Annotated in this window: 23 protein-coding genes; 10 read left to right on the top strand and 13 right to left on the bottom strand. The window is 63.0% G+C overall.

All coding sequences use genetic code 11. The features are described from left to right. From BOO71_RS17670 to BOO71_RS17660, 3 genes are all read left to right on the top strand, one after another. Complete coding sequence (locus BOO71_RS17670; RefSeq protein WP_075834577.1) at nucleotides 1-852, top strand: carbohydrate ABC transporter permease; 852 nt, start codon at nucleotides 1-3, stop codon at nucleotides 850-852. 124 nt (nucleotides 853-976) lie between these two features. Next, nucleotides 977-2,422, top strand: coding sequence for a DUF4127 family protein (locus BOO71_RS17665; protein ID WP_075834575.1), 1,446 nt, complete (start codon nucleotides 977-979; stop codon nucleotides 2,420-2,422). After that, nucleotides 2,419-3,234 carry a sugar phosphate isomerase/epimerase family protein gene (locus BOO71_RS17660; RefSeq protein ID WP_075834573.1) on the top strand — a complete coding sequence of 272 codons (816 nt, stop codon included), beginning with the start codon at nucleotides 2,419-2,421 and terminating at the stop codon, nucleotides 3,232-3,234. Before BOO71_RS17665 ends, BOO71_RS17660 begins: the two co-directional genes overlap by 4 nt. Nucleotides 3,235-3,317: 83 nt before the next feature. Here the strand turns inward: BOO71_RS17660 and BOO71_RS17655 are convergent, their stop codons facing one another. From BOO71_RS17655 to BOO71_RS17635, 5 genes are read right to left on the bottom strand one after another with little or no spacing between them, the layout of a single operon-like run. After that, the gene (locus BOO71_RS17655) at nucleotides 3,318-4,349 is read right to left on the bottom strand and encodes a LacI family DNA-binding transcriptional regulator (RefSeq protein ID WP_075834572.1); all 1,032 of its coding nucleotides are present in this window, start codon (nucleotides 4,347-4,349) and stop codon (nucleotides 3,318-3,320) included. Nucleotides 4,350-4,366: 17 nt separating this feature from the next. Further along, on the bottom strand, nucleotides 4,367-5,974 hold the full coding sequence (locus BOO71_RS17650) for an FAD-dependent oxidoreductase (RefSeq protein ID WP_075834570.1): 1,608 nt from the start codon (nucleotides 5,972-5,974) through the stop codon (nucleotides 4,367-4,369). A 1-nt stretch (nucleotide 5,975) separates the two neighbouring features. Beyond that, a complete protein-coding gene (locus BOO71_RS17645; RefSeq protein WP_075834568.1) occupies nucleotides 5,976-6,845 on the bottom strand; it encodes a carbohydrate ABC transporter permease in 870 nt (289 codons plus the stop codon). Nucleotides 6,846-6,850: 5 nt separating this feature from the next. Continuing rightward, nucleotides 6,851-7,759, bottom strand: coding sequence for a carbohydrate ABC transporter permease (locus BOO71_RS17640; RefSeq protein WP_075834566.1), 909 nt, complete (start codon nucleotides 7,757-7,759; stop codon nucleotides 6,851-6,853). After that, nucleotides 7,756-8,988, bottom strand: a complete 1,233-nt coding sequence (locus BOO71_RS17635) for an ABC transporter substrate-binding protein (RefSeq protein WP_075834564.1) — start codon at nucleotides 8,986-8,988, stop codon at nucleotides 7,756-7,758. Before BOO71_RS17635 ends, BOO71_RS17640 begins: the two co-directional genes overlap by 4 nt. Nucleotides 8,989-9,080: 92 nt before the next feature. On the opposite strand from BOO71_RS17635, the gene BOO71_RS17630 reads away from it, so the two are divergent. After that, nucleotides 9,081-9,800, top strand: coding sequence for a hypothetical protein (locus BOO71_RS17630; RefSeq protein ID WP_139323009.1), 720 nt, complete (start codon nucleotides 9,081-9,083; stop codon nucleotides 9,798-9,800). Nucleotides 9,801-9,891: 91 nt separating this feature from the next. On the opposite strand, the gene BOO71_RS17625 is transcribed toward BOO71_RS17630, so the two are convergent. The 6 genes from BOO71_RS17625 to BOO71_RS17600 are packed head-to-tail and all read right to left on the bottom strand — an operon-like array spanning nucleotide 9,892 to nucleotide 16,425. Further along, a complete protein-coding gene (locus BOO71_RS17625; protein WP_075834560.1) occupies nucleotides 9,892-11,115 on the bottom strand; it encodes an aminopeptidase in 1,224 nt (407 codons plus the stop codon). A 42-nt stretch (nucleotides 11,116-11,157) separates the two neighbouring features. Next, nucleotides 11,158-11,733 (bottom strand): helix-turn-helix domain-containing protein, encoded by a 576-nt coding sequence (locus tag BOO71_RS17620; RefSeq protein ID WP_175607472.1) that lies wholly within the window; start codon nucleotides 11,731-11,733, stop codon nucleotides 11,158-11,160. Next, nucleotides 11,723-12,604, bottom strand: coding sequence for an oligopeptide ABC transporter permease (opp4C, locus tag BOO71_RS17615; RefSeq protein WP_075834557.1), 882 nt, complete (start codon nucleotides 12,602-12,604; stop codon nucleotides 11,723-11,725). The genes BOO71_RS17620 and opp4C overlap by 11 nt, the downstream gene beginning before the upstream one ends. Further along, nucleotides 12,601-13,566, bottom strand: coding sequence for an ABC transporter permease (locus BOO71_RS17610; protein ID WP_075834555.1), 966 nt, complete (start codon nucleotides 13,564-13,566; stop codon nucleotides 12,601-12,603). Before BOO71_RS17610 ends, opp4C begins: the two co-directional genes overlap by 4 nt. A gap of 4 nt (nucleotides 13,567-13,570) precedes the next feature. Next, nucleotides 13,571-15,205, bottom strand: coding sequence for an ABC transporter substrate-binding protein (locus BOO71_RS17605; RefSeq protein ID WP_075834553.1), 1,635 nt, complete (start codon nucleotides 15,203-15,205; stop codon nucleotides 13,571-13,573). 53 nt (nucleotides 15,206-15,258) lie between these two features. Then, complete coding sequence (locus BOO71_RS17600; RefSeq protein WP_075834551.1) at nucleotides 15,259-16,425, bottom strand: M24 family metallopeptidase; 1,167 nt, start codon at nucleotides 16,423-16,425, stop codon at nucleotides 15,259-15,261. A gap of 244 nt (nucleotides 16,426-16,669) precedes the next feature. On the opposite strand from BOO71_RS17600, the gene BOO71_RS17595 reads away from it, so the two are divergent. Genes BOO71_RS17595 through BOO71_RS17575 form a run of 5 tightly spaced genes read left to right on the top strand, consistent with a single transcriptional unit; the run spans nucleotide 16,670 to nucleotide 21,608 of the window. Then, nucleotides 16,670-17,836, top strand: coding sequence for a M24 family metallopeptidase (locus tag BOO71_RS17595; protein WP_075834549.1), 1,167 nt, complete (start codon nucleotides 16,670-16,672; stop codon nucleotides 17,834-17,836). Beyond that, nucleotides 17,824-18,912 (top strand): M24 family metallopeptidase, encoded by a 1,089-nt coding sequence (locus tag BOO71_RS17590; RefSeq protein ID WP_075834547.1) that lies wholly within the window; start codon nucleotides 17,824-17,826, stop codon nucleotides 18,910-18,912. The genes BOO71_RS17595 and BOO71_RS17590 overlap by 13 nt, the downstream gene beginning before the upstream one ends. After that, complete coding sequence (locus BOO71_RS17585) at nucleotides 18,902-20,035, top strand: aminotransferase class V-fold PLP-dependent enzyme (RefSeq protein WP_075834545.1); 1,134 nt, start codon at nucleotides 18,902-18,904, stop codon at nucleotides 20,033-20,035. The genes BOO71_RS17590 and BOO71_RS17585 overlap by 11 nt, the downstream gene beginning before the upstream one ends. Then, the gene (locus tag BOO71_RS17580) at nucleotides 20,032-21,141 is read left to right on the top strand and encodes an NAD(P)/FAD-dependent oxidoreductase (RefSeq protein WP_075834543.1); all 1,110 of its coding nucleotides are present in this window, start codon (nucleotides 20,032-20,034) and stop codon (nucleotides 21,139-21,141) included. The genes BOO71_RS17585 and BOO71_RS17580 overlap by 4 nt, the downstream gene beginning before the upstream one ends. Then, nucleotides 21,141-21,608 (top strand): DUF3830 family protein, encoded by a 468-nt coding sequence (locus BOO71_RS17575; RefSeq protein WP_075834541.1) that lies wholly within the window; start codon nucleotides 21,141-21,143, stop codon nucleotides 21,606-21,608. Before BOO71_RS17580 ends, BOO71_RS17575 begins: the two co-directional genes overlap by 1 nt. 454 nt (nucleotides 21,609-22,062) lie before the next feature. Here BOO71_RS17575 and BOO71_RS27130 read toward each other — a convergent pair whose 3' ends face one another. Both BOO71_RS27130 and BOO71_RS17570 read right to left on the bottom strand, forming a co-directional pair. Continuing rightward, nucleotides 22,063-22,233: a hypothetical protein gene (locus tag BOO71_RS27130; RefSeq protein WP_175607471.1), complete on the bottom strand. Its 171-nt coding sequence runs from the start codon at nucleotides 22,231-22,233 to the stop codon at nucleotides 22,063-22,065. After that, nucleotides 22,217-22,855 (bottom strand): type IV toxin-antitoxin system AbiEi family antitoxin domain-containing protein, encoded by a 639-nt coding sequence (locus BOO71_RS17570; RefSeq protein ID WP_075834539.1) that lies wholly within the window; start codon nucleotides 22,853-22,855, stop codon nucleotides 22,217-22,219. Before BOO71_RS17570 ends, BOO71_RS27130 begins: the two co-directional genes overlap by 17 nt. A 200-nt stretch (nucleotides 22,856-23,055) precedes the next feature. Between BOO71_RS17570 and BOO71_RS17565 the strand changes: the two genes are divergently transcribed. After that, the coding region (locus BOO71_RS17565; protein WP_175607470.1) for a transposase at nucleotides 23,056-23,325 on the top strand (270 nt) is incomplete at its 3' end.

Genomic DNA, 23,325 nt, shown 5'->3' with positions numbered 1-23,325 from the left:
ATGAAAAGTCGCGCTTTAATCAACATGGGTGTCATCGCCTTCGCGCTGGTTACCCTGGCCCCATTCGCGTGGATCCTGCTCAGCTCGTTCAAACCGCAAAGCGAGATCTTCGCGTGGCCTCCCCACTTCCTGCCCACTCGCCTCTCCCTGGAACATTACGTCTATGCCCTGACGTCCACGCACATCCCGCTGTATTTCCTGAACTCGCTGATCGTGGCCATCATGGTGGTTGCAGGAAATTTGTTGATCGCCGTCCCGACTGGATACGCCTTTGCCCGGCTGCCGTTTCAGTACCGTGATCAATTGTTCCTCGCCGTTCTGGCCGGGATGATGGTCCCCAACCAGGCCACGGTCATTCCCCTGTTCATCATCACCAAGCATCTGCCGCTCTTGGGGGGCAATGACCTGTCCGGGGCGGGGGGCAACGGCCTGTTGGGAACCCATCTGGGGCTGGCCCTTCCACACATCGTGCTCGCCTTCGTGATCTTTCTCAGCCGTCAATTTTTCAGTGAGCTGCCCGGCGAACTCCGCGACGCGGCACGCATTGACGGGGCCACCGAGGGCCAGGTGTTCTGGAGGGTCTACGTGCCCATCTCGCTGCCGCTGCTGGCCACCATCACCATCTTTTCTTTCGTGGCGGCGTGGGACGACTTCCTGTGGGCCCTGATCGTGGGGGTAGGTGAGGAGACGCGCACCCTCCAGGTGGGCCTGAGCGTCTTCCTGACCCAGGGCTCGGCCAACTGGGGGCCACTGCTGGCGGCCACCGTGCTGGCAACCATTCCAATCGTCATCCTGTTCATCGTCAACCAGAGGGCATTTATTGCGGGGCTCGCCACTGGAAGCGACAAATGAGCGGTGTGCGGTCACGGCCCACCACTGGCGCTTGTCCGTACGCTGATCTGGCAACCACCCTTCTATCTCCCGGTTCTACACGGACCCACCGTCTGATGGCCAGCAAGTTTCTGGAGTCCGTATCATGAAGATCGCGCTGCTTCCTCTCGACGACCGCCCGGTCAGTGTTCAGTTGCCTCAACAGGTGGCGGCGCTGCATGGCCTGGAACTGGTTATCCCTCCCCTTGAAACGCTGGGACACTTTATGCGTGCTGGCGATACTGGGCTGGCCGCGTCCTGGCTCCGCGAACAGGCCGCCCAGGTCGATGCCGCCGTCATCAACGTCGATGCCCTGTGTTACGGCGGCCTGATTCAGGGCCGACAACCCCATGTGCCGCTGGCCGCAGCGCTGGAACGGCTTTCGTTGCTGACCGAACTCCGGGCAGATTTTCCCCGTCTGCGGATCCTGGCTGTCTCGGTGATCATGCGGACCACCATCACCGCCTCGAACGCCGCCCAGATGCCCTTCTACGAGGCGATGGGCGAGTTCGTACAGCTCCGGTCACTGCTGCCTGGGCGCCCCGATCTTCAGCCAGAATTTGAACGGCTCCAGTCATTCTTACCTGCTGAACTGGTCGGCGAGTTTGACGCCGCCAGAGCGCGTAACCACCACATCAACCGGGCCTGCCTTGAGCTGTGTTCGGCGGGTGTTATCGAGCGCCTGCTGCTGCTTCAAGAGGACTGTACGCCCGCCGGTCCCCACCGCGCCGAGCAACGCGCTCTGCTTCAGGAGCGGCGTGCGCTGGGACTCGCTGACCGTGCCTTTCTCCATCCGGGGGCCGACGAGGGGTCTGCCATGTGTCTCGCCGTTCTGGCCGCCCAGGATCAGCCGCTGACCTACCAGCTCTGCGTGACGAATTCCGCAACCTTCCATCAGCCCACGCCGTTCGAGGATCGGTCCATTGCCCGCAGTTTCCTGGGGCAGGCCCGTGTCCTTGGTCTGCGGCGCAAGGCAGCGGCAGACCGCTTGATTTTCCTTCATACGCCTGAAGCCACCGATCAGCAGATCGAAGCGGGTCTGGATACGCTGGCACAGGCCCTTGAGCGCCACTGTGCCGTCTACGTGGGCGATCTCGACCATCCGAACGGGGGCGACAGTCGCCTCGTCCACGCGCTGGTCCGGCGGGGCCTGCTGAACGAACTGAGCGGCTACGCTGCCTGGAACACTGCGGGGAACGCCATTGGGACCCTGTTGAGCATGATCGTCCCGGACAGGCCAGAGGAAGCGGCCCATGAAGTGGCGTTCCTGACAAGGCTGATGGACGACTGGTGGTATCAGACAGTCGCTCGTCCAGCCATCAACGCGGCCCTGCTTGACACCGGACACGACAGCGTTTGCCTGGACACTGAGGGTGTTCGCGAAGCGCAGCGTCTTCTTCGGCAGCTCTGGGAGACGCAACGGCCAGCCTGGATGACAGAACGGCCCACTCCAGAATTAAGTTTCCCGTGGCCGAGAACTTTTGAAGTGGCCCTGGACTGGCCTCAACGGGTGGGGACGGCTGCTGGCCAGAATATGGAGGAGAAACCATGAACCCACCTGATCCAGCCCGGCTCTCGGTGCAACTGTGGTCCCTTCGGAATGAGGGACGGCAAGGCGCATTCGAGGTTCTCGAACGTCTCGCGGCGCTGGGGTTCCAGTTTATCGAACCCTACGGCATCGGGAACCGCTCCACGGCAGCCGAGGAGCGCCTGAAGAGTGCCCGTGACCTTCAGGCTGTCCTTGAGACCTTGGGGCTGGGCGTTTCGGGCGTCCATGCCACGGCCCCCCTGGACGGGAAAGACGCGGATACGTTCAGGGAATTGGAACTCCTGAAGACAGACCTCTGCATCGTTCCGTCGCCAAACCTCGTGAGAAACTCGAGTTTCGAGTCGTTTCACAAGCAGCAGGACACCATCGCCCTGGCGGATTCTCTTAACGCTGCCGCAGCCCTGTGCGCGAGGCATGGCGTGACTCTGGGCTATCACAATCACGCTGCCGAATGGCACGAACTGGAGAATGGCCAACTGGCCTATGACGTTCTGATCGACCACTTGGATCCGGCCATCAAGATAGAACTCGACATTTACTGGGCGCAGATCGCTGGCCAAAGCCCCGCGCGGGTACTCGAACGTCTCGGCGACCGCGTCGTTGCCCTGCATCTGAAAGACGGCCACCACGATGTCAGCCCTGACCAGCCGCAAACCCCTCTGGGCGAGGGACTGGTCGATTACCGCGCCGCTGTTCATGCCGCGCCGTCGGCCCTGTGGCACATTCTGGAAATGGACCACAGCAGCCGGATCTATGCCGATCTTGAGCAGTCAGCGGCGCAACTGGTGGGACAGGGGCTGTCCCGATGGCATTGAGTTAAGTCGCCGGTAGGGGGCAACCGGAAGATCGACGCCCCCTGGAGTGCAGCAACCCGGGGTAGCTTGACCAGCCAGGTCTACTATCCCAGGCTTGTACCAGCCACCCAGCGACAGGGTAAGCACCGGGAGGGTGGATGATCACCGTCAAGCAGGGCGCTCAGCACTTGAATGGCCTGACGTCCCATGTCCATGCGCGGAATCTGAAAATGCGCCCACCCTTCTGGAAGGACCGTCTGGTAGATCGGATCACCCAGGACGGCGAAGCCGAAATCCCCTGGCCATGTCCAGTTCGATTGTTGTGCCAGGTCTACCCAGGCGGCGGCCAGATGCTCGTTCTCAAACAGGTATCCGGTCACGCCACGGTGCATCGCCGCACGAATCAGTGGCGCCTCGATCCGTGAGCGCCGCACCGTCTCGCCCATCAGCTCTGCCGACGCCATCTCTTGGCGGTAGCCCTGCTCACGTTCCTGGGCTGACTCATGCTCCTCTTCTGCGCCGACGTACAGAAGCTTCCGGTGCCCATGTGCGGCGAGCTGACGAACGGCCCGGCGTGTTGCTGCCGCGTAATCTGCCGTGACGTAACTCAGGGTGCAGCCAGGCAATTCCCGCCGCCCGATAAAGGTCACGGCGTGCCCATCGCCGATCAGCCTGGCAAGGTCGCGCCGGCGCCGCTGGTCGAGCTGACCCATCATGACCGTGCCATCGGCCAGGCGCAGTCGGCTGTCCCGCTGCCGCGCGGTCTGGATGCCTCCCTGAACGGTACCGGACCGCGTGTGCAGCAGCAAGTCATAGTCCAGTTCCGCTGCCGCCGCCTCAATGCCTTCCAGGAACGGCGAGAAGAAATCGCGGCGATCAGAGGGAAACACTGGTTCATACGTGAACACGCCCAGAATCCGGTTGCGTCCCCCTGCCAGCCGCTGGGCGGCGACATTAGGGACATAGCCCAGCTGGTGCATGGCGTCCAGCACCCGCTGCCGGGTGGCGTCGGGAATACGGACCCCGCTCTGGCCGCCGTTCAGGACCTGTGACACGGCGGCCTGCGAGACGCCGGCCAGCCCGGCCACCTCGCGCTGGGTGGGGCGTTTGCGGCGGGGCAGCGCGGCTTCAGGCATGTCAGTGACCAGGCATATCAGAAATTGGGTGAGGGGATCAGGCGCTGTTCCTCGGGCCACGCCAGTTCAAAGCCCAGCGGTCCGGCCAGCAGCGTCTGGAAATCTTCCAGCAGCGCAGGCGTGTTGCGGATGGCGCGCGGGCTTTGTCCCAGGTTCAGCGCCTGTGCGGCCAGCGCCCCCGCCGCCTCGCCGATGTTCCATTCCACCGGATGCAGCCGGTAGCAGCCGTTGGTGATGTGCGTGACCCCCAGGTTCTTGCCTGCCGGCAGCAGGTTCTCGACCCGCACGGGCAGCAATGACCCCAGTGGAATCTGGAACGGCCACGACGCGATGTCCACGTAGTTGCGCCCTCGCGTGGACGGGTGCAGGTCGATGCGGTACTGCCCGATGCCCACACTGTCAGCAAAGACCTCGGCTCCCTGAAGTGAAGCGCGCGCCTCCACGCCCACCATCTGTTCGGTGACCGTGAACTCGGCCTGGATGCGCCGGGACTCACGCACGTAGATGGTCTTTGCCAGCCCGTCACGGGTGCCGGTCACGTCCCCGCGCAGCCGCAGCCCCGGGTAGCCCTGGCCGGAGCCGTCGTGGCGAGGTGCTTCGGTCTGCATCCAGTACATCAGGCTCAGGCTCAGGTCCCGCGCGCCGTCCAGATGCTTCTGCTTCTCTTCTGCGCTGACACCCAGCACCGGCCCCAGCCAGTAGTCGATCTGTGGCCAGTTCACCAGCGTCACGTCGCTGCGGTAGCGGCCCTGGGGATAATGGCGCTGCGCGAAGATCCGCCGGAAGTGCCACAGGTCCCCGCCGTGAGGAGTCTCGTCCGGGTTGCCGAACAGGTCACGGTAGACCGCTTTGTGGGTGATCGGGTGGCACAGCGTCCAGCTCAGGTGCGGCCCCGGCCAGAAGTCGGCCTGGTAGCCGCGCCAGAAGTCGTAGGACGCGGGTTTGTCGATGGTGTGATCCTCGCCTTCGAGGTGGTCCATCGCGAAACACCAGCTGATGGCCTGCTGGTTCATGGGATCAGCCTCGGCCAGCGCGTGCAGTTCCCCGGTCTGGGCCTGACCCTCCGCGCCAATTACGCTCTCGACGTTGCCGAGTTCCAGGAGTTCGCCGGTTTCGGTGGCGTCCAGCACGTAAGGGGCGCTCAGCACCATGCGTTCGCCGTCGGGCAGATGCTCGACAGTCACCGCCTCGATGCGGTCCCCGTCCATCTGCACAGCTACCGGGCGGGTACACAGCAAGATTTCGAGTTGCCGGTTCGCGCGGTAGGGGGCCAGCATTGCCTCCAGCACGGCCAGGCCCACGCGCGGCTCGTGGCACAGCCGACTGACCGTGCCCGCTCCGGGGTTCAGTTCCTTCTCGGCCAGCGACTCCGGGCGTAGTGGGTAGTGCTGGCGGTAATAGCTCCTGACGCCCTCCCGAAACGCGCGGTAGCTGGCGGTGCAGCCCACCGTCTCGATCCACAGCCCCTCGTCGGGCGGCACCGCCTGTGAGGTGAGCTGGCCACCGATCCAGTCGGTTTCCTCGGTCAGGATGACTTTTCGTCCCAGCCGCAAGGCGCTCAGGGCGGCGGCCACCCCGCCCGTGCCGCCGCCGATGATCAGAATGTCCGTGTGATGTTCGTTCATATCATCCTTTGGTTCCGCTGGCCGCCAGGCTCTCGATGAACTGCCGCTGCGCCAGCAAGAAGGCCAGCAACACCGGCAGCGCCACCAGCACGCTGGCCGCCAGGGTGAGGTTCCAGTACACGCCGCCCAGCGGATCGGTGAAGCGACCCAGCGCCAGCGGCAGGGTCAGCAGCGTTTCCTTGCTCAGGTAGATCAGCGGGTTGAAGTAGTCGTTCCAGGAATTCAGGACGGCAAAGATGGCGGCCGTGGCCAGTGCTGGCCGGGACAGCGGCAGCATGATGTACCAGAACACGCCCAGCGAGTTCAGGCCGTCGACCCGTCCGGCGTCTTCGAGTTCGCGCGGCAGCGTGATGAAGTGCTGGCGCATCAGGAAGACCGTGAACGCTCCGGTGGCGCTAAAGATCTGGAGCAGGATCACCGGAACGTGCGTGTTGACCAGGCCCAGGCGGCTGAACAGCACAAACTGCGGCACGGCGGTCAGTTCGCTGGGGACCATCATGGCGAGCAGGCTGAGGAGGAAGACCGCATTGCGCCCCGGAAAACGGATGCGCGCGAAGGCGTAACCAGCGACCGCCGCCAATCCCACCGTGACCGGCACAGAGACTGCAGCGATGTAGACGCTGTTGAGGTACTGCCGGGCAAAGGGATAATCGGTGAACACCTGCTCAAAGTTGGTCCACCTCAGCCCCCCAGCCCCGAACTCGAAGGGGCTGCTGAAGATGGCCCCAGATGACTTGAAAGCTGAGATGAACAGCCACAACAGCGGCAGGAAAAAGGGCAGGCTGACCAGCACCAGGACCAGATACAGCGCCCAGTGCCAGCCGGGTCTGGAGATCCGGGTGGACTTTAGCTTCAGCGCCTCAGCCGTCATAACACTCAGTCCTCATAGAACACCAGCCGGCGGCGCAATGACCACTGGGCCAGGGTCAGGGCCAGCACCAGCACGAACAGCACGGCGGCCACCGCGCTGGCGTAGCCGAACTCGAAGAACTGGAAGCCCTGCTTGAACATGTACAGAATCAAGGTGGTGGTGGAGTCTGCCGGTCCGCCGCCAGTCAGCACGAAAATTGGCGTAAAGACCTTCAAGGCTCCGATCAGCGTGATGATGAAGACCAGGAAGAACGTCGGCGAGATCAGCGGCAGCGTGATGCGGAGAAATGCCTGCCACGGCGTCGCGCCGTCCAGGCGGGCGGCCTCGTGCAGTTCGGGCGGCACACCCTGCAAGGCGCTCAGGAAGATCACGGCATTCAGACCCACCGACTTGATCACCTCGATGACGATCACGGTCCACAGCGCTGTCGAGGGGTTGAACAGCACGTTGCTGTCGGCGACGCCCAGGTTCTGCAGGCCCATGTTGACCGGTCCCTGCGGTTGCAGCAGAAACTTCCAGACCAGCGCCCAGGCCACCACGGGCATCACCACCGGCGAGAAGACCAGCGTGCGGAAGATCCCGATGCCACGCAGCCGGGTGTTCATCAGGGAGGCCAGCCCCAGCGCCGCGCTGATATTGACGGCCAGGATGCCCAGGGTGAATACGGCAGTGACCCCGACGCTGCGCAGGAAGGCTGGATCGTTGGCCAGCCGCAGGTAGTTTTTCGCTCCGACCCAGCGCGGGCTGTCGAGCAGGGACCACTGGGTCAGCGAGATGCCCAGCACCGCGATCAGCGGTCCGGTGACCAGCAGCAGCATGCCCAGCACATAGGGCAAGACGACCAGCCAGCCCAGCCACCCCTCGCGTTGGTGCCGGCTCAGGCCGCGCCGTGCGGGGCGCGTGCCAGTGGTCACAGCCCGTCGACACCTTTACAGATATCGTTCAAGACGTTACCGACATTGGCTCCCGGCTGATACAGACGTTCGATCCCGCTCGCGAAGATGTCGTTGGCCCGCAGGAAGTTGTCGCTGGTCTTGAATACGCGGGCGCTGCCCAGCTGGTTGACCAAGGCGGTCTTGAGTTCGGCGGCAGGGATCGCCGGATTGCTGCCCAGGTACGCCTTGCTGGTCAGCACGCTCTTGCGGGGCGGCGGGAAGAACTTGGCGGTGCGTGCCATCACAGCGGGGGAGGCCAGGAATTTCAGGAATGCCTGCGCCTCGCTGGGATTTGAGCTTTTGGCAAAGACCACGTACCCCGCCTGGCCAAGCTGCGTGATGCGCCCCGCTGGCCCTTTGGGCAGCGGCGCGACGCCCCATTTGAAGGCGGCGTCCTTGAGCTGGGCGCTGAAGCTGACGTTGTCGATGTACATGCCCAGGCGTCCCCCCTGGAAGGTGGTCTGATCGCCAGGGCGCGGCACCGAGCTGTCTTTGAAGGTCATGTCGTACATGAACTGGAAGGCGCGCACGCTGGCTGGGCTGTTGACCGCGCATTTCAGGTTGTTGTCGTAGGCGTTGCCGCCGTAGGACCACAGCACGCCCAGCGTGCCGCTGTTCCAGGCCTTGGTGTCCACCCGCATGATCCGCGCGCCGAAAGCGCCGGTCTTGTCCTTGATGGTCTTGGCCGAGCTGCGGAAGGTCGCGTAATCCCAGCCTCCCTTCGCGTACTGCTGGAGTGGCGTGCTGACGCCAGCCTGCTTGAACAGGTCTTTGTTGTAGAACAGCACCTGTGGGGAGTTCGAGAACGGCACGCCGTACACGCCCTTGCCCTGCTTCCACAGAGAGAGCGCGCTGATGGGAAAGTCGGCCAGGTTGAAGGCCGGATCACTGGTCAGCGCGCTCAGGTCTTTCAGCGAACCGCTTTTCAGAAAGGTGGGAACGCTCTGCTCGGCCAGCCAGCCGACGTCCGGGCCGGAGCCGGAGGCCAGTTGCACGGCCACCTTGCTGGCGTAGTCAGCGAACGGCGTGACTTCTACCGTGACCCCCACGTTCGGGTTCTGGGCACCGTATTCCTGGGCCAGTTGCTGGAGCAGGGTGAGCCCCTCGCCACCAGCCCAGGTGGAAAAGCGCAGGTTGACCTTCTGGGCGCTGGCGACGGAGACAGCGAGCAGAGCGGAAAGACCGAGGACAAGGACGGAACGATTCATGGGAACCTCCATTTGGCTGTTGATTATGCGTATTATCAAAAATGGAAGGCAGGTTGTCAACTTCACACCACTCGCACAAGGGAGAGGCGAACATGGACAGACGTGTTGAAGGTTCGGGGCGGTTGCTGTCGCAGACTATCAGGGCGGCCCGAGAGCAGGGAGAGCTGGCCCTGATCGCCAGCCTGCCCCACAACGATCTGGCTTATGCCCAGGCCGCACTCAGGGGCGGGGCACATGCCCTCAAGGTACATTTCGGCCTGACCCACCGTGCCAGCGGTCAGGTGGCCCCCACACTGCACGAGCAAAGGGAGTTGATTCCCCGACTGCGTGATCTGGCCCCTGAAGTGCCGCTGGGCGCGGTACTGGGTTCAGACGCCGCGCAGGTTGAGGAGTCTCTAGATCTGGCTGTCGAACTGGGAATTGACTTCGTCAGCGGATATGCCCACGCCCTGCCTGCGTCTGTTTTCGACATGGATGTCGAGGTTCTGCTGGCGTTCGATGATCAGACGCCACTGGACTGGGCTGCCGCACTTCCCCACAGGGCCATGCTTGAAGCTTCGGTGGTGCCTCACACACAATATGGGGAACCGTTGACCGCCGCTGATTTACTGCTGCTTGGTAAGTTGCGGGCTGCCACCAGTGCGCCTTTGATCGTTCCGACCCAGAAACGACTGACGGTGGTTGATCTGCGCCTCCTTCAACGTTTGGGGGTAGACGCGCTGATGTACGGCGTGATCATGACTGGCGAGACTGCCGAGGGCTTCGAGCAGGTGGCTCGGCAGTTTCGCCGTGTCTTTGCTGAACCCGGCTGAGAGTAGGTCGGGGCAGGATTTGTGCTGGGATGCAGCATGAACAAGCTATTAGAGAATTTCATTGACGTGCAAACTGCCTGGACTCTTGAAATCAGACCCACTTTCCATGCTGCATTACAGGAAAGCTGCGTCCATCTGACGTCAGTGCTGTGACACGCAGCTCTGGAGAGCCCACCATAAAATCGAGGTGGACCTGACTGTGGTTTCCTCCACGGGCCTGGAATTCAGAGGCTTCAAGATCGGCTCCACCCTTCAAGGTCACGGGGTAGGCGCGGCCCAGCGCCAGATGGCATGAGGCGTTCTCGTCGATCAGGGTGCTGTAAAAGGTCCGGTGTTCGCGTGACACCCGGCTGTCCTCGCTGACCAGTGCCACCTCGCCCAGGTGGGCCGCGCCCTCATCCGTACCCAGCAGGGAACGCAACAGGGCCTCGCCGGAAGGACTGTGAAGTTCAGTGACCCGTCCACCCTCGAAGGTCAGGTCCATCGTCTCGATCAGGTGTCCATGCACCACCAGCGGCCGGGTCATTCGCACCTGACCCTCAGCCTGCAAGCGGTGGGGCAACGTGGAGATCTCTTCCGTCGGCATGTTGGGAATCCCCCGGAGTCCTGCGGCGCTCGGCACCAGCGGCCCAAACCACTGGTGGCCGGCAGGCAGGCCGAGCCGCAGATCCGTGCCTGGACCTTCGAAGTGGAGTTGGGTGATCTGTAGGGCGTCCAGCGCGGCGCAGCGCTGCATCAGATGTGCGGCGTGGGCCTCCCAGGCTTGCACAGGGTCTGGAGCGTCTAGCCGCATCAGCCGGGCCAGCACCTGCCAGAGCCACTCCAACGCGTCGGCTTCTGGCAACTCAGGGCGAAGTTGCTGCGCCCAGCCGGCGGTGGCCACTGCCATCACGGACCAGCTGAACTGAACCCGTGAACGCCGCATGCCGTACTCCTCCAGCGCGGCGTTGCGGGCGCCCGCAGCCACTGCTGCGCGGGCGTCAAACCCCTGATGGGTGTGTGGCTGAGGCGAGTGCAGACTGAGCATGGGCTGGCCCGCACAGGCATGGGCCGTCAGTGCATCGGCGGTCCAAGAGGAAAAGTTCTGGAGCGCCGCCTCAGCCGCGTATTGCACCTTCAGGCTGAGCACCTGCGGATCCTCGTAGAGAATTTCAACCTCGGCTGCCCCTACGGCGTACGCTGCGGTGGCAATTTCTCCTGCGAGCTGGAAGGTTTCGGGAGGGCTGATGATCAGCAAGCGTTGCCCTGGCTGGAGCGGCACAGCCACCTGAACGGCCAGCCGGGCGTACCGCTGGTAAAACGTTTGATCTGGCATGTGCTGTCTTCCTTTTGGGGCGGCCCATTCGGGCAGACCTTGCTACACGATGCGGGGCGGCGTACTCATGGTCAGGATGCGCGCACTTTCTCTGGCCGCGTTTGCGAGGCAGTGCGGCAGCGCGCTGGGATAATAGGCACTGTCGCCGGACCGCAGGGTCCGGGTGGGGGAGTCGTGAACCGTCAACTGGATTTCACCTTCCAGCACATACACGAATTCCTCGCCGGCGTGGCCAGTGTCGTTGCGCTGCTCTGAAGCAGGCTCAAGGATCAGCAGCACGGGCTGAATCTTTTGGAGCAGATCATTAAACAGCACCTGAACCTGCACGCCAGGCCCAAGATCCACAATGCGGGGAGCCTCGCCGTGCCGCACGATCTTCAAAGTGTCGGTGCGCCCCTCATCAGGCAGAAGATCGGCGGCACTGAGATGAAAGGCAGCGGCCAGACGTTGCAAAAGCGTGGCCGAAACGTCAGTCTGGCCCCGCTCCAGCATGCTGAGGAAACTGCGTGAACACTGCGAGGCCTCGGCCAGTTGCTGCAAGGTCATCCCACGGGCCTGCCTCAGCGCCCGCAACCGCTCTCCGAGCCGGGAATGGCCTGTGTCCACCTTACTTTTCACGAGGGTTGAATGTATCACGCAGCCCATCACCCAGAAAATTAATTGCCAGTACAGTCAGCAAGATGGCCAGGCCGGGGGGAAGCCACAACCAGGGCTGCGACTGGAGCACTGTGATGGTGCGGGCGTCCGAGAGCATGTTTCCCCACGACGCGATGGGCTGCTGGACGCCGAGACCCAGAAACGACAGCGCGCTCTCGGTCAGAATGGCCTCGGCCACGCCCAGTGTGGTCTGCACAATGATCGGCGCGGCGGCGTTGGGCAGGATGTGCCGGAACATGATGCGCCAGTCGCCTGCGCCCAGGGCGCCCGCTGCCTCGACGTACTCCTGATGGCGCAGCTTGAGGGTTTCGCCGCGCATCAGCCGGTAGGTCGAGACCCAGCTCAGCAGGCCGATGATGGTCACGGTGGTGATGAGGCTGGGTTTGACGAAACTGGAGACGGTCAGAATCAGGAACAGGCTGGGGAAAGCAGCGACCGCGTCGGTGAAGCGCGACAGAATAATGTCCGTCCAGCCCCCCCGGAACCCGGCGAGAACGCCCAGCACCACGCCGATCACCAGGGCCAGGAGCGCCGCGCTGATCCCGATGGTGAGCGAAACCCGAGTGCCGAAGATCAGGCGTGAAAGCACGTCGCGGCCCAGGGCGTCGGTCCCCAACCAGAACGCCGCACTGGGCGCGCTTGTGAACTGGATCTCGCCGCCCGGACCAGCGGCCAGATCATAGGGATCATAGGGGGCCAGCAGCGGCGCGAACACGCCGATCAGGATGAAGAGACCCAGTACCACCACGCTGATCAGGGCCAGACGGTGCCGGGTAAAGCGTCCCAGGCCCCGCCCCCCTGCCAGACGCTTTGGGACTGCCGCGACGCTCATCCGTCGAACCTCACGCGCGGATCAATCAGTCCGTAGAGCATATCGGCGACCAGACTGCCCACGATGACCAGCACGGCCGTGATGGTGTTGATCGCCATCGACACCGGGTAGTCGCGGGCAAACACCGAGTCGACCAGCAGGCGGCCCATGCCTGGCCAGGCGAAGATGGTCTCGGTGATCACAGACCCCGCGAAGAACGCGGGGAGCGAGAGGCCAAGCAGCGTGACCACCGGAATAAGACCGTTGCGCAGCGCGTGCTTGACCAGAATGGCCCGCTCGCCGACGCCTTTGCTGCGGGCCGTCCGGATGTAGTCCTGGCGCAGCGCCTCGCTGACCGAACTGCGAACATGACGCAGGATTCCGGCGATGCCCGTCAGTGTCAGAACGCAGACGGGCAGGGCCATGTGCCAGGCACGGTCCAGAAACAACGCCAGACCCTGATGGCCGGCGCTGTAGCTCTCAAAACCGGAGGTGGGAAACCAGCCCAACTGTACTGAGAACAGGTAGATCAGGGTCAGGCCGAAAAAGAAACTGGGAATGCTGATGCCTGCAAAGACCAGGGTGGTGCTCAGGTAGTCCACCAGCGAGTATGGTCTGGCCGCGCTGTAGACGCCGATGACCAGGGCAATGAATACGATCAACACGAACGAGGTTGCAGTCAGCAGCAGCGTTGGCCCCGCCCGCTGTTTGAGCAAAGCAGTGACACTTTCTCCGTTCCGCACCGAGTAGCCGAAGTTGCCCTGGAGGAGGTTTGAGGCCCAGCCCAGGTACTGCACCGGGATCGGCTTGTTGATGCCCAGGGCGTTCTCAGCCCGCGTAATCTCCTGCGGACTCATGCGCGGATTGATGAACGTCTGCATCGCATTGCCGGGGGCCAGGTTCATCACGGCGAAGCTGATGAACGAAACCATGATCAGCAGAATCACGCCCTGGATTCCCCGTTTGGCGATGAACGGCAGCATGAACTTACTGCACCCACCAGCGGGTGACGTTGACGTTGACCCCCCGGATATCTGGCGCAAAGTTGTGGAGTCTGGTCTGGTTGCCGTACAGGGCCTGTGCCTGGGTCAACGGAATCCAGGGCAATTGATCGCGCATCATCAGGCCGAACTGGTTGTAGAGCGACTTGCGGGTGGCCTGGTTCACGGTTTCTTGGCCCTTGACCAGCAGGTTGCCGCCTGCGGGATTGGTATAGCCACTGAAGTTATAGCCGTTCGGGGGCTGGCCGTCGGCGGTGAAGTACGACAGGTACTCGCTGGGATCACGCTCGATGCCGAAGCCCAGAATGAACAAGTCAAAGTCGGACGTGGTGACGGCGCGGGGCTGTCCCTTGCCGTCCTTGGGCAGCAGGAACGTAACCAGCGTCGGGAAATCCATGCTCTGGAGGTCAACCTGAATGCCGATCTGACGCAGGTTGGCCTGAATGAGGGCTGCGCCGCGCTCCCGGACCGGGTTGCCCGTGGTGTAGAACATGCGGAACTTCAGCGTCTTGCCGCCCTTGCTGCGCACGCCTCCGCTCATCTTCCAGCCGGCGTCATCCAGGGTTTTTTGTGCCAGGGCTGGGTCATAGGGAATGGGTTTGACGTTGGTGGGGTAGGCCCAGTGGGACTTGGGGAACAGGGTGTCGACCACGTTGCCGTACCCCGACATCAGGCCGCTGACGATGGCCTTGCGGTTGATGGCGTAGGCCATCGCGTTACGCACAGCCTGATCGGCCAGCAGGGGATTGCGCAGGTTGGTGCCGACGTAGTCGAAATTCAACTGATCGACGACACTCAGCTTGACGTTAGGGCTGCTCTTGACGCTCGCCACGCTGGGGACCGGCACTGGGGCCGCATCAACCTCGCCCTTCACCAGTGCGGCCAGCATGGTGTTCGCGTCGCCGAAACGCACGATCAGGCGGTCCAGGCAGGGCCGCCCGGCAAAGTAGTTCTTGTTGGCCTCGAGCTCGATCAGTTCGCCGCTGCGGAACTGCTTGAACTTGAATGGCCCACTGCCTACCGGATTGCGGTTGGTGGCGTCCTTCTGCCAGTTTTCCACCGGGATCTTGCCGTAGATGTGCTGGGGCAGAATCATGATGCCCGCCATGGTGGCCAGAATCGGGGCGTAGACCTTGTCGGTGGTCACCGCAATCGTGCGGTCGTCAATCACTTTGATGCCGCTGATGGATTTTGCTTTGCCGTCATGGTAGGCGTTCGCGCCCGTGATGACTTCCACCTGGCTGAAGGCGCCGCCGTTGTATTTCGGGCTGGCGATGGCCGTCAGCGTAAAGGCCACGTCCTTGGCGGTCAGTGCCTGCCCATCGTGCCATTTGACGCCGGGCTGCAGCTTGAACGTGATGGTCTTCTTGTCGGCGGAGAACGTCCAGGACTGGGCCAGATCTGCCTGATAATCCAGGTCGGCGGTGGGCTTGACCAGGGCATTGAAGACCAGTTCCTCAATGTTGGTGTCATAGGTGGTGGGAAAGATCAGCGGGTTGAGGTTGCCCGGTTCGCTGTTCTGGGCGATGGTGGCCGTGCCGCCGATCTTGGGGCACGCAGCAGTCTGGGCAGAGGCGCTGGCGAGGACGAGGGCGGCGGACAGGGTGAGTAGATGACGCATGGCGTGCCTCCTGGGCGAGATGGGCGATGTGGATGGGGGTTGGTTTGAATGGACTAGCGGGCCGTCCAGAGGTGGTGCTGACGCTGGCTGAGGTAACGCGCGCCGTCGCCGGTGACCACCACGTTTTCCTCGACGATCATGCTTGGATCTGGACTCATCAAGACGGTGGGTTCGAGGGTAAAGACCATCCCCTCAGCGGCTTGCAGTCTGGGCGCCCGGCGCTTGCTGTCCCACAGCGGTCCGAGCACCGCGCCGCCGTCATGAACGTGCCGTCCGATCTGGTGGCCGGTGGAATGCTGGATTTCTGGATAGCCCTGATCCAGCAGGTGCTGCCGGGCGGCGGCATCGACCTGATGGCCGGGGACCCCCGGTTTCAGCGCAGCGAAGGCGGCGTCGATCGCGCCGTAAATGGCCTGGAAGACCCGCTGTTCGCGTTCGGGCGGCTCGTTTTCGCCGTCCTTCAGAAAATAGATGGTGCGGGCAATGTCGGAATAGTAGCCCTCGGTTTCCAGCGCTGTATCCAGAATCAGCAGGTCCCCTGGCTCGACTGCCGTATCGGTGGGCGCGCGGTGCGACATGCCGACCCGGTTGATTAGCACCAGCGGCCCCCCGAAGTCGCCCATGTCGGGGGTGGTGCCGAGTTCGGCGGCCAGGTCATTCATGCGGGCCTGAATCTGGCGTTCGGTCTGACCGGCATGCAGGGTGGGGAGCAGACGGTCATAGAAGGTGATGGTGCGGTCGATGGCCTGTTGCAGGCGGCGCAATTCCTCGGGCGTTTTGATGGCCCTGACCCGACTCAGTTGCGCCTCACTGTTCTCGATTCTCGCCTGTGGCAAGGCGTCTGTCAGCAGACGCTCGACGGCGAGATACTGCCCGTGTGTCAGGCCGTCGCACCGGATGTCGTCCTCACTGAAATTCAGCAAGACGGTCCGGGGGCTTAACTCACGCAACCAGTCGATCAGATCGGTCTCGAAAGACGTGGAATAGCTGCGCGTTTCCAGAAACGCCGCATGTTGCTCGAAATGTCCGGCGTCGATGCGCGAGACCAGGGCCTTGGGGCCGCTGGCGTGGAGCATGAAGGCCGCCTTGCCCACCGAGTTGGTCCCGAAGACCAGTGGCACGCTAGGGTCGCTGCCCTCCTGGGTGAAAAAGAGCCACAGCTCACCGTCCTGAAGCTGTTCCGTGGCCTGCCGCGCTTTCTGTTCGCCCAGTATTGACATTTCGTCCTCCTGCCTCTGACCCCATGATTTGAGTGGCTAAGTGTTAGCACGGCTGCAATCTGGAGTCAAGATATTGAACTGATTGGTAGTTTTTTCGCTGACGGCATTTTTTTGGTCCCGACATGCCCGTGTATAAGCCCATTATTACTGATTGAACTAAGTTCAATAGATTGACCCTGACCGATATATTCCCTACACTCTGGGCATCACCTGGCTGGAAACGGCCCCAGAAGGAGGCGTCACCTTGGATACCCTTGCTCGGCAAAAGATTGCTCAGGCTCTCGCCACCTTGCAGCCGCATGAGCTGTGGCTCTTTTTTACCCAGGAGGGCAGCGACCCCAGCGTGCCACTGGTCTTCGACACGGCCCTGAGTGGACGGGCCGCCCTGATGCTGCATCCGGCGCGCGGGTCGCTCGCCCTGTGCGCCAACTATGACCGGGGCCATCTGGAACACCAGGGTCAGTTCGACGAGATCCGCGCCTACACCACTGATTTCGCCGAGGCGTTCTGTGGTTGGCTGGCCGAACTCGCGCCTCAGACTGTCCTGATCAACTTCAGTGAGCATGACCCGCTGGCTGATGGCCTGACTTACGGGCAATATCTGGTGCTGGAGCGGTTGATCCACCGTGTTCTGCCGCAGGCCACGCTGGAGAGTAGTCAGACCCGCTTGGGAACGGTACGCGGCGTCAAGACCCCCGAGGAATTGCGCCGCCTGCAGCAGGCCATCGACCGCACCATCACCTTCTATGACCGTCTGCTCCCCACCCTGCACGCCGGTCAGACTGAGCGCCAGATCCAGGCCCGCATGAATGACCTGGCCGCTGAACTCGGCACCACGCCCTATTTGGGTGGGCATGGCGGGCCGCTGGTGTGCCTCAACCGGGTTGGACTCGCCCACCGTGGCCCCACCGACGAGGCCCTGCAGCCCGGTGACCTGTTGATCCTGGACACCGGTCTTGGTGTGGACGGATATTTTTCCGACATTGCCCGCACCTGTTATGTCCGTGCTCCTGGGGAGGACGCCGCACCATCAGAACTACAGGCCGTCTTTCAGGCCATTTACGGCGCAATTGACGCCGCCTTTGGGGCCCTGAAGCCGGGTGTCCAGGGGGTCGAGGTGGACGCTGCTGCGCGCGCGGCTCTGCGGCAGGCCGGGCAGCCGGAACTGAGTCATGCCACCGGCCATCAGATCGGGCGGCACGTTCACGACGGCGGCACGCTGCTCGGCCCTGCCTGGGAACGGTATGGGGCGGCCCCGCAGGGCACCGTGAAAGCTGGAGAGGTCTACACGCTGGAACCGACGGTGGTGCAGTCACCGCTGCCCAGCATGATCGTCGAGGAAAACGTGGTGGTCACGCAGACTGGAGCACGCTGGTTGAGCCGACGTCAGGAGCAGCTGTGGCTGATCTGACCTCACACCGCCTGACCGCGCTGCGTGCCCATCTCGGCGCGCTGGACGCCGTGCTGATCACCGCGCCGTACCAGCTCCGCGCCTTCTGTGGTGCCGAGGTTTCTGCGGGAACGCTCCTCCTGACTGCCCAGGGTTCCTTTCTGTTGCTGGACCCCCGCTATCAGGAGGCTGTGACGGCTCCAGCGCAGATTGAGATCAAGCCCTACGCCAACGCCCAGCAGCGGTTGCAGGTGCTGGGCTCGGCGCTGGAAGGTGCCCGGCACATCGGCGTGTATGCCCAAGCCCTCACCCTGACCGAGATCAACACCCTGAGTCCCGGCGGTGAATTCAGCTTTGTTCCGATGGACGGGGTGCTGGACGAACTGACCAGTCTGCTGAATCAGACAGAAATTGGCAGTCTCCAGCGTGCCGAGGCCGTTACGCGGCGCGCGCTGGAGGCGGCGTTTGCAGCGCTGCGGCCTGGAATCAGCGAGCGTGAGATCCGGCAGGTGCTGCTGAGCGTGATTGAGCGGGAGAGCGAGGGACCCGCTTTTGCGCCGATCGTGGCGTTTGGCGCGCGTACAGCACTTCCTCATGCCCATCCCAGCTCAGCCACTTTGCAGTCTGGTGATCTGGTGACCATCGACGCTGGAGCGGTGATTGACGGGCTGCATGCCGATCTGACTGAGACCCGGATGTTCGGGGCCACGCAGGGCCAGGACTCACCTGCCCAGCACCTGCTGTCGGTCGTCCGGGGTGCGCTGGATGCGGCGCGGCTCGCCACCCGTGCCGGGGTGACCGCCGCCGACATTGACGAGGCGGCGCGCGCCCTGGTCCGCGAAGCCGGGCTGGATGCCCAGACCCTGCGTGGGATCGGCCACGCCCTGGGGTATCAGACCCACCAGCCCCCGATCTTAAGGGAACATGCTCAGGACAGGGTCCAGGTGGGGCAGGTCCTGGCGCTGGAACCCGGCATTTATCTGCCGGGTGTGGGCGGCGTGCGTCTGGAAGAGATGGTGGTGGTGGGCGAGGTCGGCGCGCTGCCCATCGCCGAGTGGAGGGTGCCTGCACTGCTGGAGGTGGGACATGAGTCTTGACCTTGCCGCCTTCCGCAGTCACTTTCCTGGGCTGGGAGCCTACGTCCATGCCAACAACTGCTCGCGCGGTGCCCTCAGTCTGGACGTTGAGGCCGCGCTCACTGAATACCTCCGGTCCTGGCAGGCGGGTGGATCTCCCTGGGGAGAATGGATGGCGGTCTGGGAGGAGGCCCGCGCCGCACTGGCGCATTTGATCGGCGCCCAACCAGAACAACTGGCCCTGACCGACAGCGCGAGTCACGCGCTGGCCATGGCCATGCGCGCCAGAAGCGCAGCAGACGGTCCTGTGGTGATTGAGGAACACAACTTCCCAAGTGCGTATTACCTGGCCGATGCCCTGCGGCGCGACGGGTATCAGGTGCGGTTCACGGCGGACTACCCTGGTGAGACACCGCTCGAACGGACCTGTGCCGCCTTGCCGGGCGCGGCCACACTGGTCCTCGCCCAGGTCAGTTTTCAGACGGGCGAACTTCTTGAGGTCGCCTGCTACGCGGAGTCCGCCAGAGCGCAGGGTTGCCAGGTGGTCCTCGACGGCTACCAGGCTCTGGGGATCGTGCCCACCGATGTCACGGCGCTTGGCGTGGACTATTACCTGAGTGGCACCCACAAGTACCTGCTGGGCACCGAGGGTTTCGCGTTCCTGTACGCCGCTTCTGGCGGCCTTCCCCATGCGCCTGGCTGGATGGCCGCAGATGATCCTATGGGCATGGACTTGGTCAGGCGAGACCTGAGCTCAACTGCTCGCCGCTTCGAAACGGGAACGCCGAATGTCGTCGGGGCTTATGCCTGCCGAGCCGCCCTGGAACTCCTGAATCAGCTTCCTGCGCAGGAGCGACTCGCGCAGGTTCACGCCTGCGCCGCGGTGGTTCGCCGAGCCTGTGATCACGCCGGACTGACTGTGGTCACACCCGCCGAGCCTGCCCGTCACGCGGCCATGATCGCGCTGGGCGCCCATGACGCTGGGAAGACGGCGGCGGCCATGCTGGAGAGTGGCCTGCTGGTCAGCGCACGGGGGCCGGTGGTGCGGGTCAGTTTTCACGCCTACAACACGCTGGATGAGGCTGAACGGATTGCCGGGTGGGTGGCCGCCCATTCCCATCATTTTCAACAGGAGAGCCTATGAAGCAGCATGTTTTGGTCATTGGGGGAGGCATTATCGGTGCTTGTGTCGCCCTGGAACTGACCCGTCAGAACAAACGCGTGACCCTGCTTGAAGCTGGGGAACCCGGCAGCGGCATTACCCGCTGGTGTCCAGGTGGCGTACGTCAGCAGTGGGGCAGTGACCTGAATATCTTGCTGGTCCGGGACAGCCTGCCCTTTTTCAACAGCGTGGCCGAACTGGATTCCAGTCTTCATTTCGAGCGCTGTGGCTACGTTTTTCTGGGGTACAGCGAGGCGGGTGAGCGCTCGGCCCGGCACCTGGCCGAGCGTCAGCAGCGTCTGGGCGTGGACGCACAAGTGGTCGATGCGGACGTTTTGCAACGCCTGTGCCCGGACATCGTGACGGAAGGACTGAAGGCGGCGAGTTATGGCCCGGACGACGGATTTGTGAATGATCCTGTGCGCCTCACACAGGCCATCGTGCGGGCCGCTCAGGAGAACGGTGCACAGCTTATTCATGGCCGCGCGACTGCCTTGCTGACCGACGACGGGAAGGTCACGGGGGTTCAAACCCCGCAAGGTCTGATCACGGCTGATGTCACGGTACTTGCCGCAGGTCACGGCGCGGGGGAACTGGCCTCCAGCGTTGGTCTGGACCTGCCTCTGCATGCCGAGGAGCGCCGCCTTCACTATCTGGACGGTGCCCCTGACCACTACTGCACTCCGTTTCTCGTGTCGCAGGACCATCAGTGGGCCGGGAAACAACTGGGACACGCCTTTTATATGAGTGCGCTGGGGACCTTGCCCGAAAGTGATGATGTGTTCAAAGAGCAGACCTTTGAACGGGGGGCACACGTTCTGGCGGGCCTTGACCAACTGCACAGCACGCACGTCGTGCACGGCTACTACAGCTCGACCCCGGATTTTCAGGCGATCGTGGACGCGCCGGACAGCCATCCTGGACTGGTGTTGAGCGTAGGATTCAACGGCAACGGCTTTATGATGGCCCCGGCCAACGCCCGGCTGGTGGCGTCCCTGGTCAGCGGTGAGGAGCCTGCCTATGCTCATGCGGACTACCAGCTTGAACGCTTCAAACAGCAGGTTCAGATGGAAACGGCGGTGATTTGATGCTGGTCTTTACTTTTTCCGGCGGCGAATTGCACGCCCAGCTCGAGCCGCAGATGGCGCCGGTCACTTGCGCTTCCCTGAAGCAGGCACTGCAGACGCCGGTCACTGTTCGGGTGCGGCACGCCATGTTTACGGGTCCAGAGATGTCGATGCAACTTCCCACTGCGCCTAACCAACACCTTCTACAGACCCCCCTTGAAGCGGCCGTGATCATGCCCCTGGAGGGGCAGGTGCTCTTCACCGTACTGCCATCTCACGTATGGCCGGGAACGACGGACGCGGTCTTTGACCTGGGAATCTACTACGGTCCTTACGGGAGAACCTTTTTTCCGAGCGGCTGGCTTCCCGGCAATGCCTTTGCCCGGATCATTCCCGAACACTTCGAGCGGATGAAACAGATCGGGCGCTCCCTGCTTGAAGACGGTGCACAGGACGTGACCATCGCCGTGCGGGAGCAGGACGCCTGAGACCTGGACCTCCTCTAGCAGATGGGGGCAACCGACGCCCCTGCCGAAGATGGACCGTCCTGACGCGCACTGGGGGCAAAAGCGCAGCGCACCTCTTTGGCCAGCGTGCTGGTCACGGCAGCGGAGACTGGCGCTGGTATTCTCGACGGGACCCTGACGTGATTCTCTCACTGGGAGTCCTACCGGGAGCCTAGCCCTGTACGTGTGACCAACAGAGCGCCCACTCCCGTGCGCTACCACGTCCAGGACGCTCAGTGAACATGGAAAATCTGCGGCTCTCCTCTCGTTCATCCGGGGCAGGCGATGTGCACCTCAAACGCCGGGATGGAGTGTCGAAAAGAATAGGGCCTTTCCAGACTCCATCTCGGCGCTAAGAAGATATGACGTCACACACATCGGGTAAAGGGGCGGCCCTCAGAAGGTGGCGGCGATCTCCAGCAGATGCTGCCGCTGGTTAGAGTCCGCCCGCACGAACACCGGGATACGGGGAGGCGTCAAGCCGGGCCAGGAAGCCCTGCTGCGCATAAAGTTGCAGCATGGTGTTCGGTGGCATGTTCGGGTAGCGCTCACGCTGAAGGTTCTTGAGCCGGGCGAGTATGCTGGCAGGGTTAATGGTCCTGGTCATGATCGAGCACCTCCAGGTCCCGGGCGAGTTCTTTCCAGACCCCCAGCGTGCGGGCGAGCTGCCCGAGTGTTCGGCGGTCCAGCGCGCCATCACGGCGCGCGTTCTTGAGCCCCTCCAAATAGAGTTCGCGGCCAAACTTCGGGGCGAGGCGGAGCAGGTCGATCAGCGTTTTCTCGATGGTGTAGGTGGTCAGGTGGCGTTCGCGCACCGGCACCTGCGTCAGTCCAGCCGCGTAGGTCTGATCCCCGAAGTAGAAGGTGCTGACCGGCAGACCCGCGTAGACCAGCGCCTGACGGTTTTTCGGCACGGCGAACTGGAGCCGGTTGGGCCGGGTGGTGGTCAGCCCGTGCAGGTGAAGGGCGCTGATCAGACAGGGGCGCGCGAAGGGGAAACGCAGCTGCACCTCCAGGAGATCGGTCAGCGCGGCGTCCTCTGCTTCAAGGCCACTGAGATTCGCGAGTTGATACACACCCAGAGCGAGCCGGATGAGTTGACGGTCCCGCACGGAGCGGGTCAGTTCAATCCGTGGGATGCCGGCGACGGTTGCTTCGGCGGTCGTGACGTAGCCGCCCTGTTGGTGGGCGTATTCCAGAAGCTGGTGGCGGTGGGTGTGGGTGGACATGTCAGTTGTTCCAAAGTATAGGATAGAAATCAGAAACCACCTATGATTTGCAACATTATTGGATTGGGAGTCGACTCACGTAGATGACAGTTCGTTGTTATGCCGTAAATATATAGGGATGATATATAAAAAAGATTTCAGATGATCTTGCTAGGGTTTTGTGGAGGAGGGGTTCAGTCTGACGGACAATGGAGACTGACATGACTGCCAGCAAACACGAGTACACTGCCGAGTTCAAGGAAGAGGCCGTCCGTCTGGTGATCAGCAGCCAGAAGAGCTGCGCGGAAATCGCCCGAAATCTCGGCATCCCTCCCTCCCTGGTGGTGCGCTGGAAGCAACAACACGAAGAGAAGGGGGCGGCCCGCCGCCCCCAGTTCACCGGACGGGGGGTCCCGGCGCTCAGTGAGCAAGAAGCGCGCTTCAGGAAGCTCGAACGAGAACTCGAAATTACCCGTCAGGAACGCGATATT

It is taken from the genome of Deinococcus marmoris (genome assembly GCF_001949125.1).
Lineage (GTDB): Bacteria > Deinococcota > Deinococci > Deinococcales > Deinococcaceae > Deinococcus > Deinococcus marmoris_A.
The sequence above is the reverse complement of the archived record's forward strand: the minus strand, read 5'-3'. Positions and strand labels throughout refer to the sequence as shown.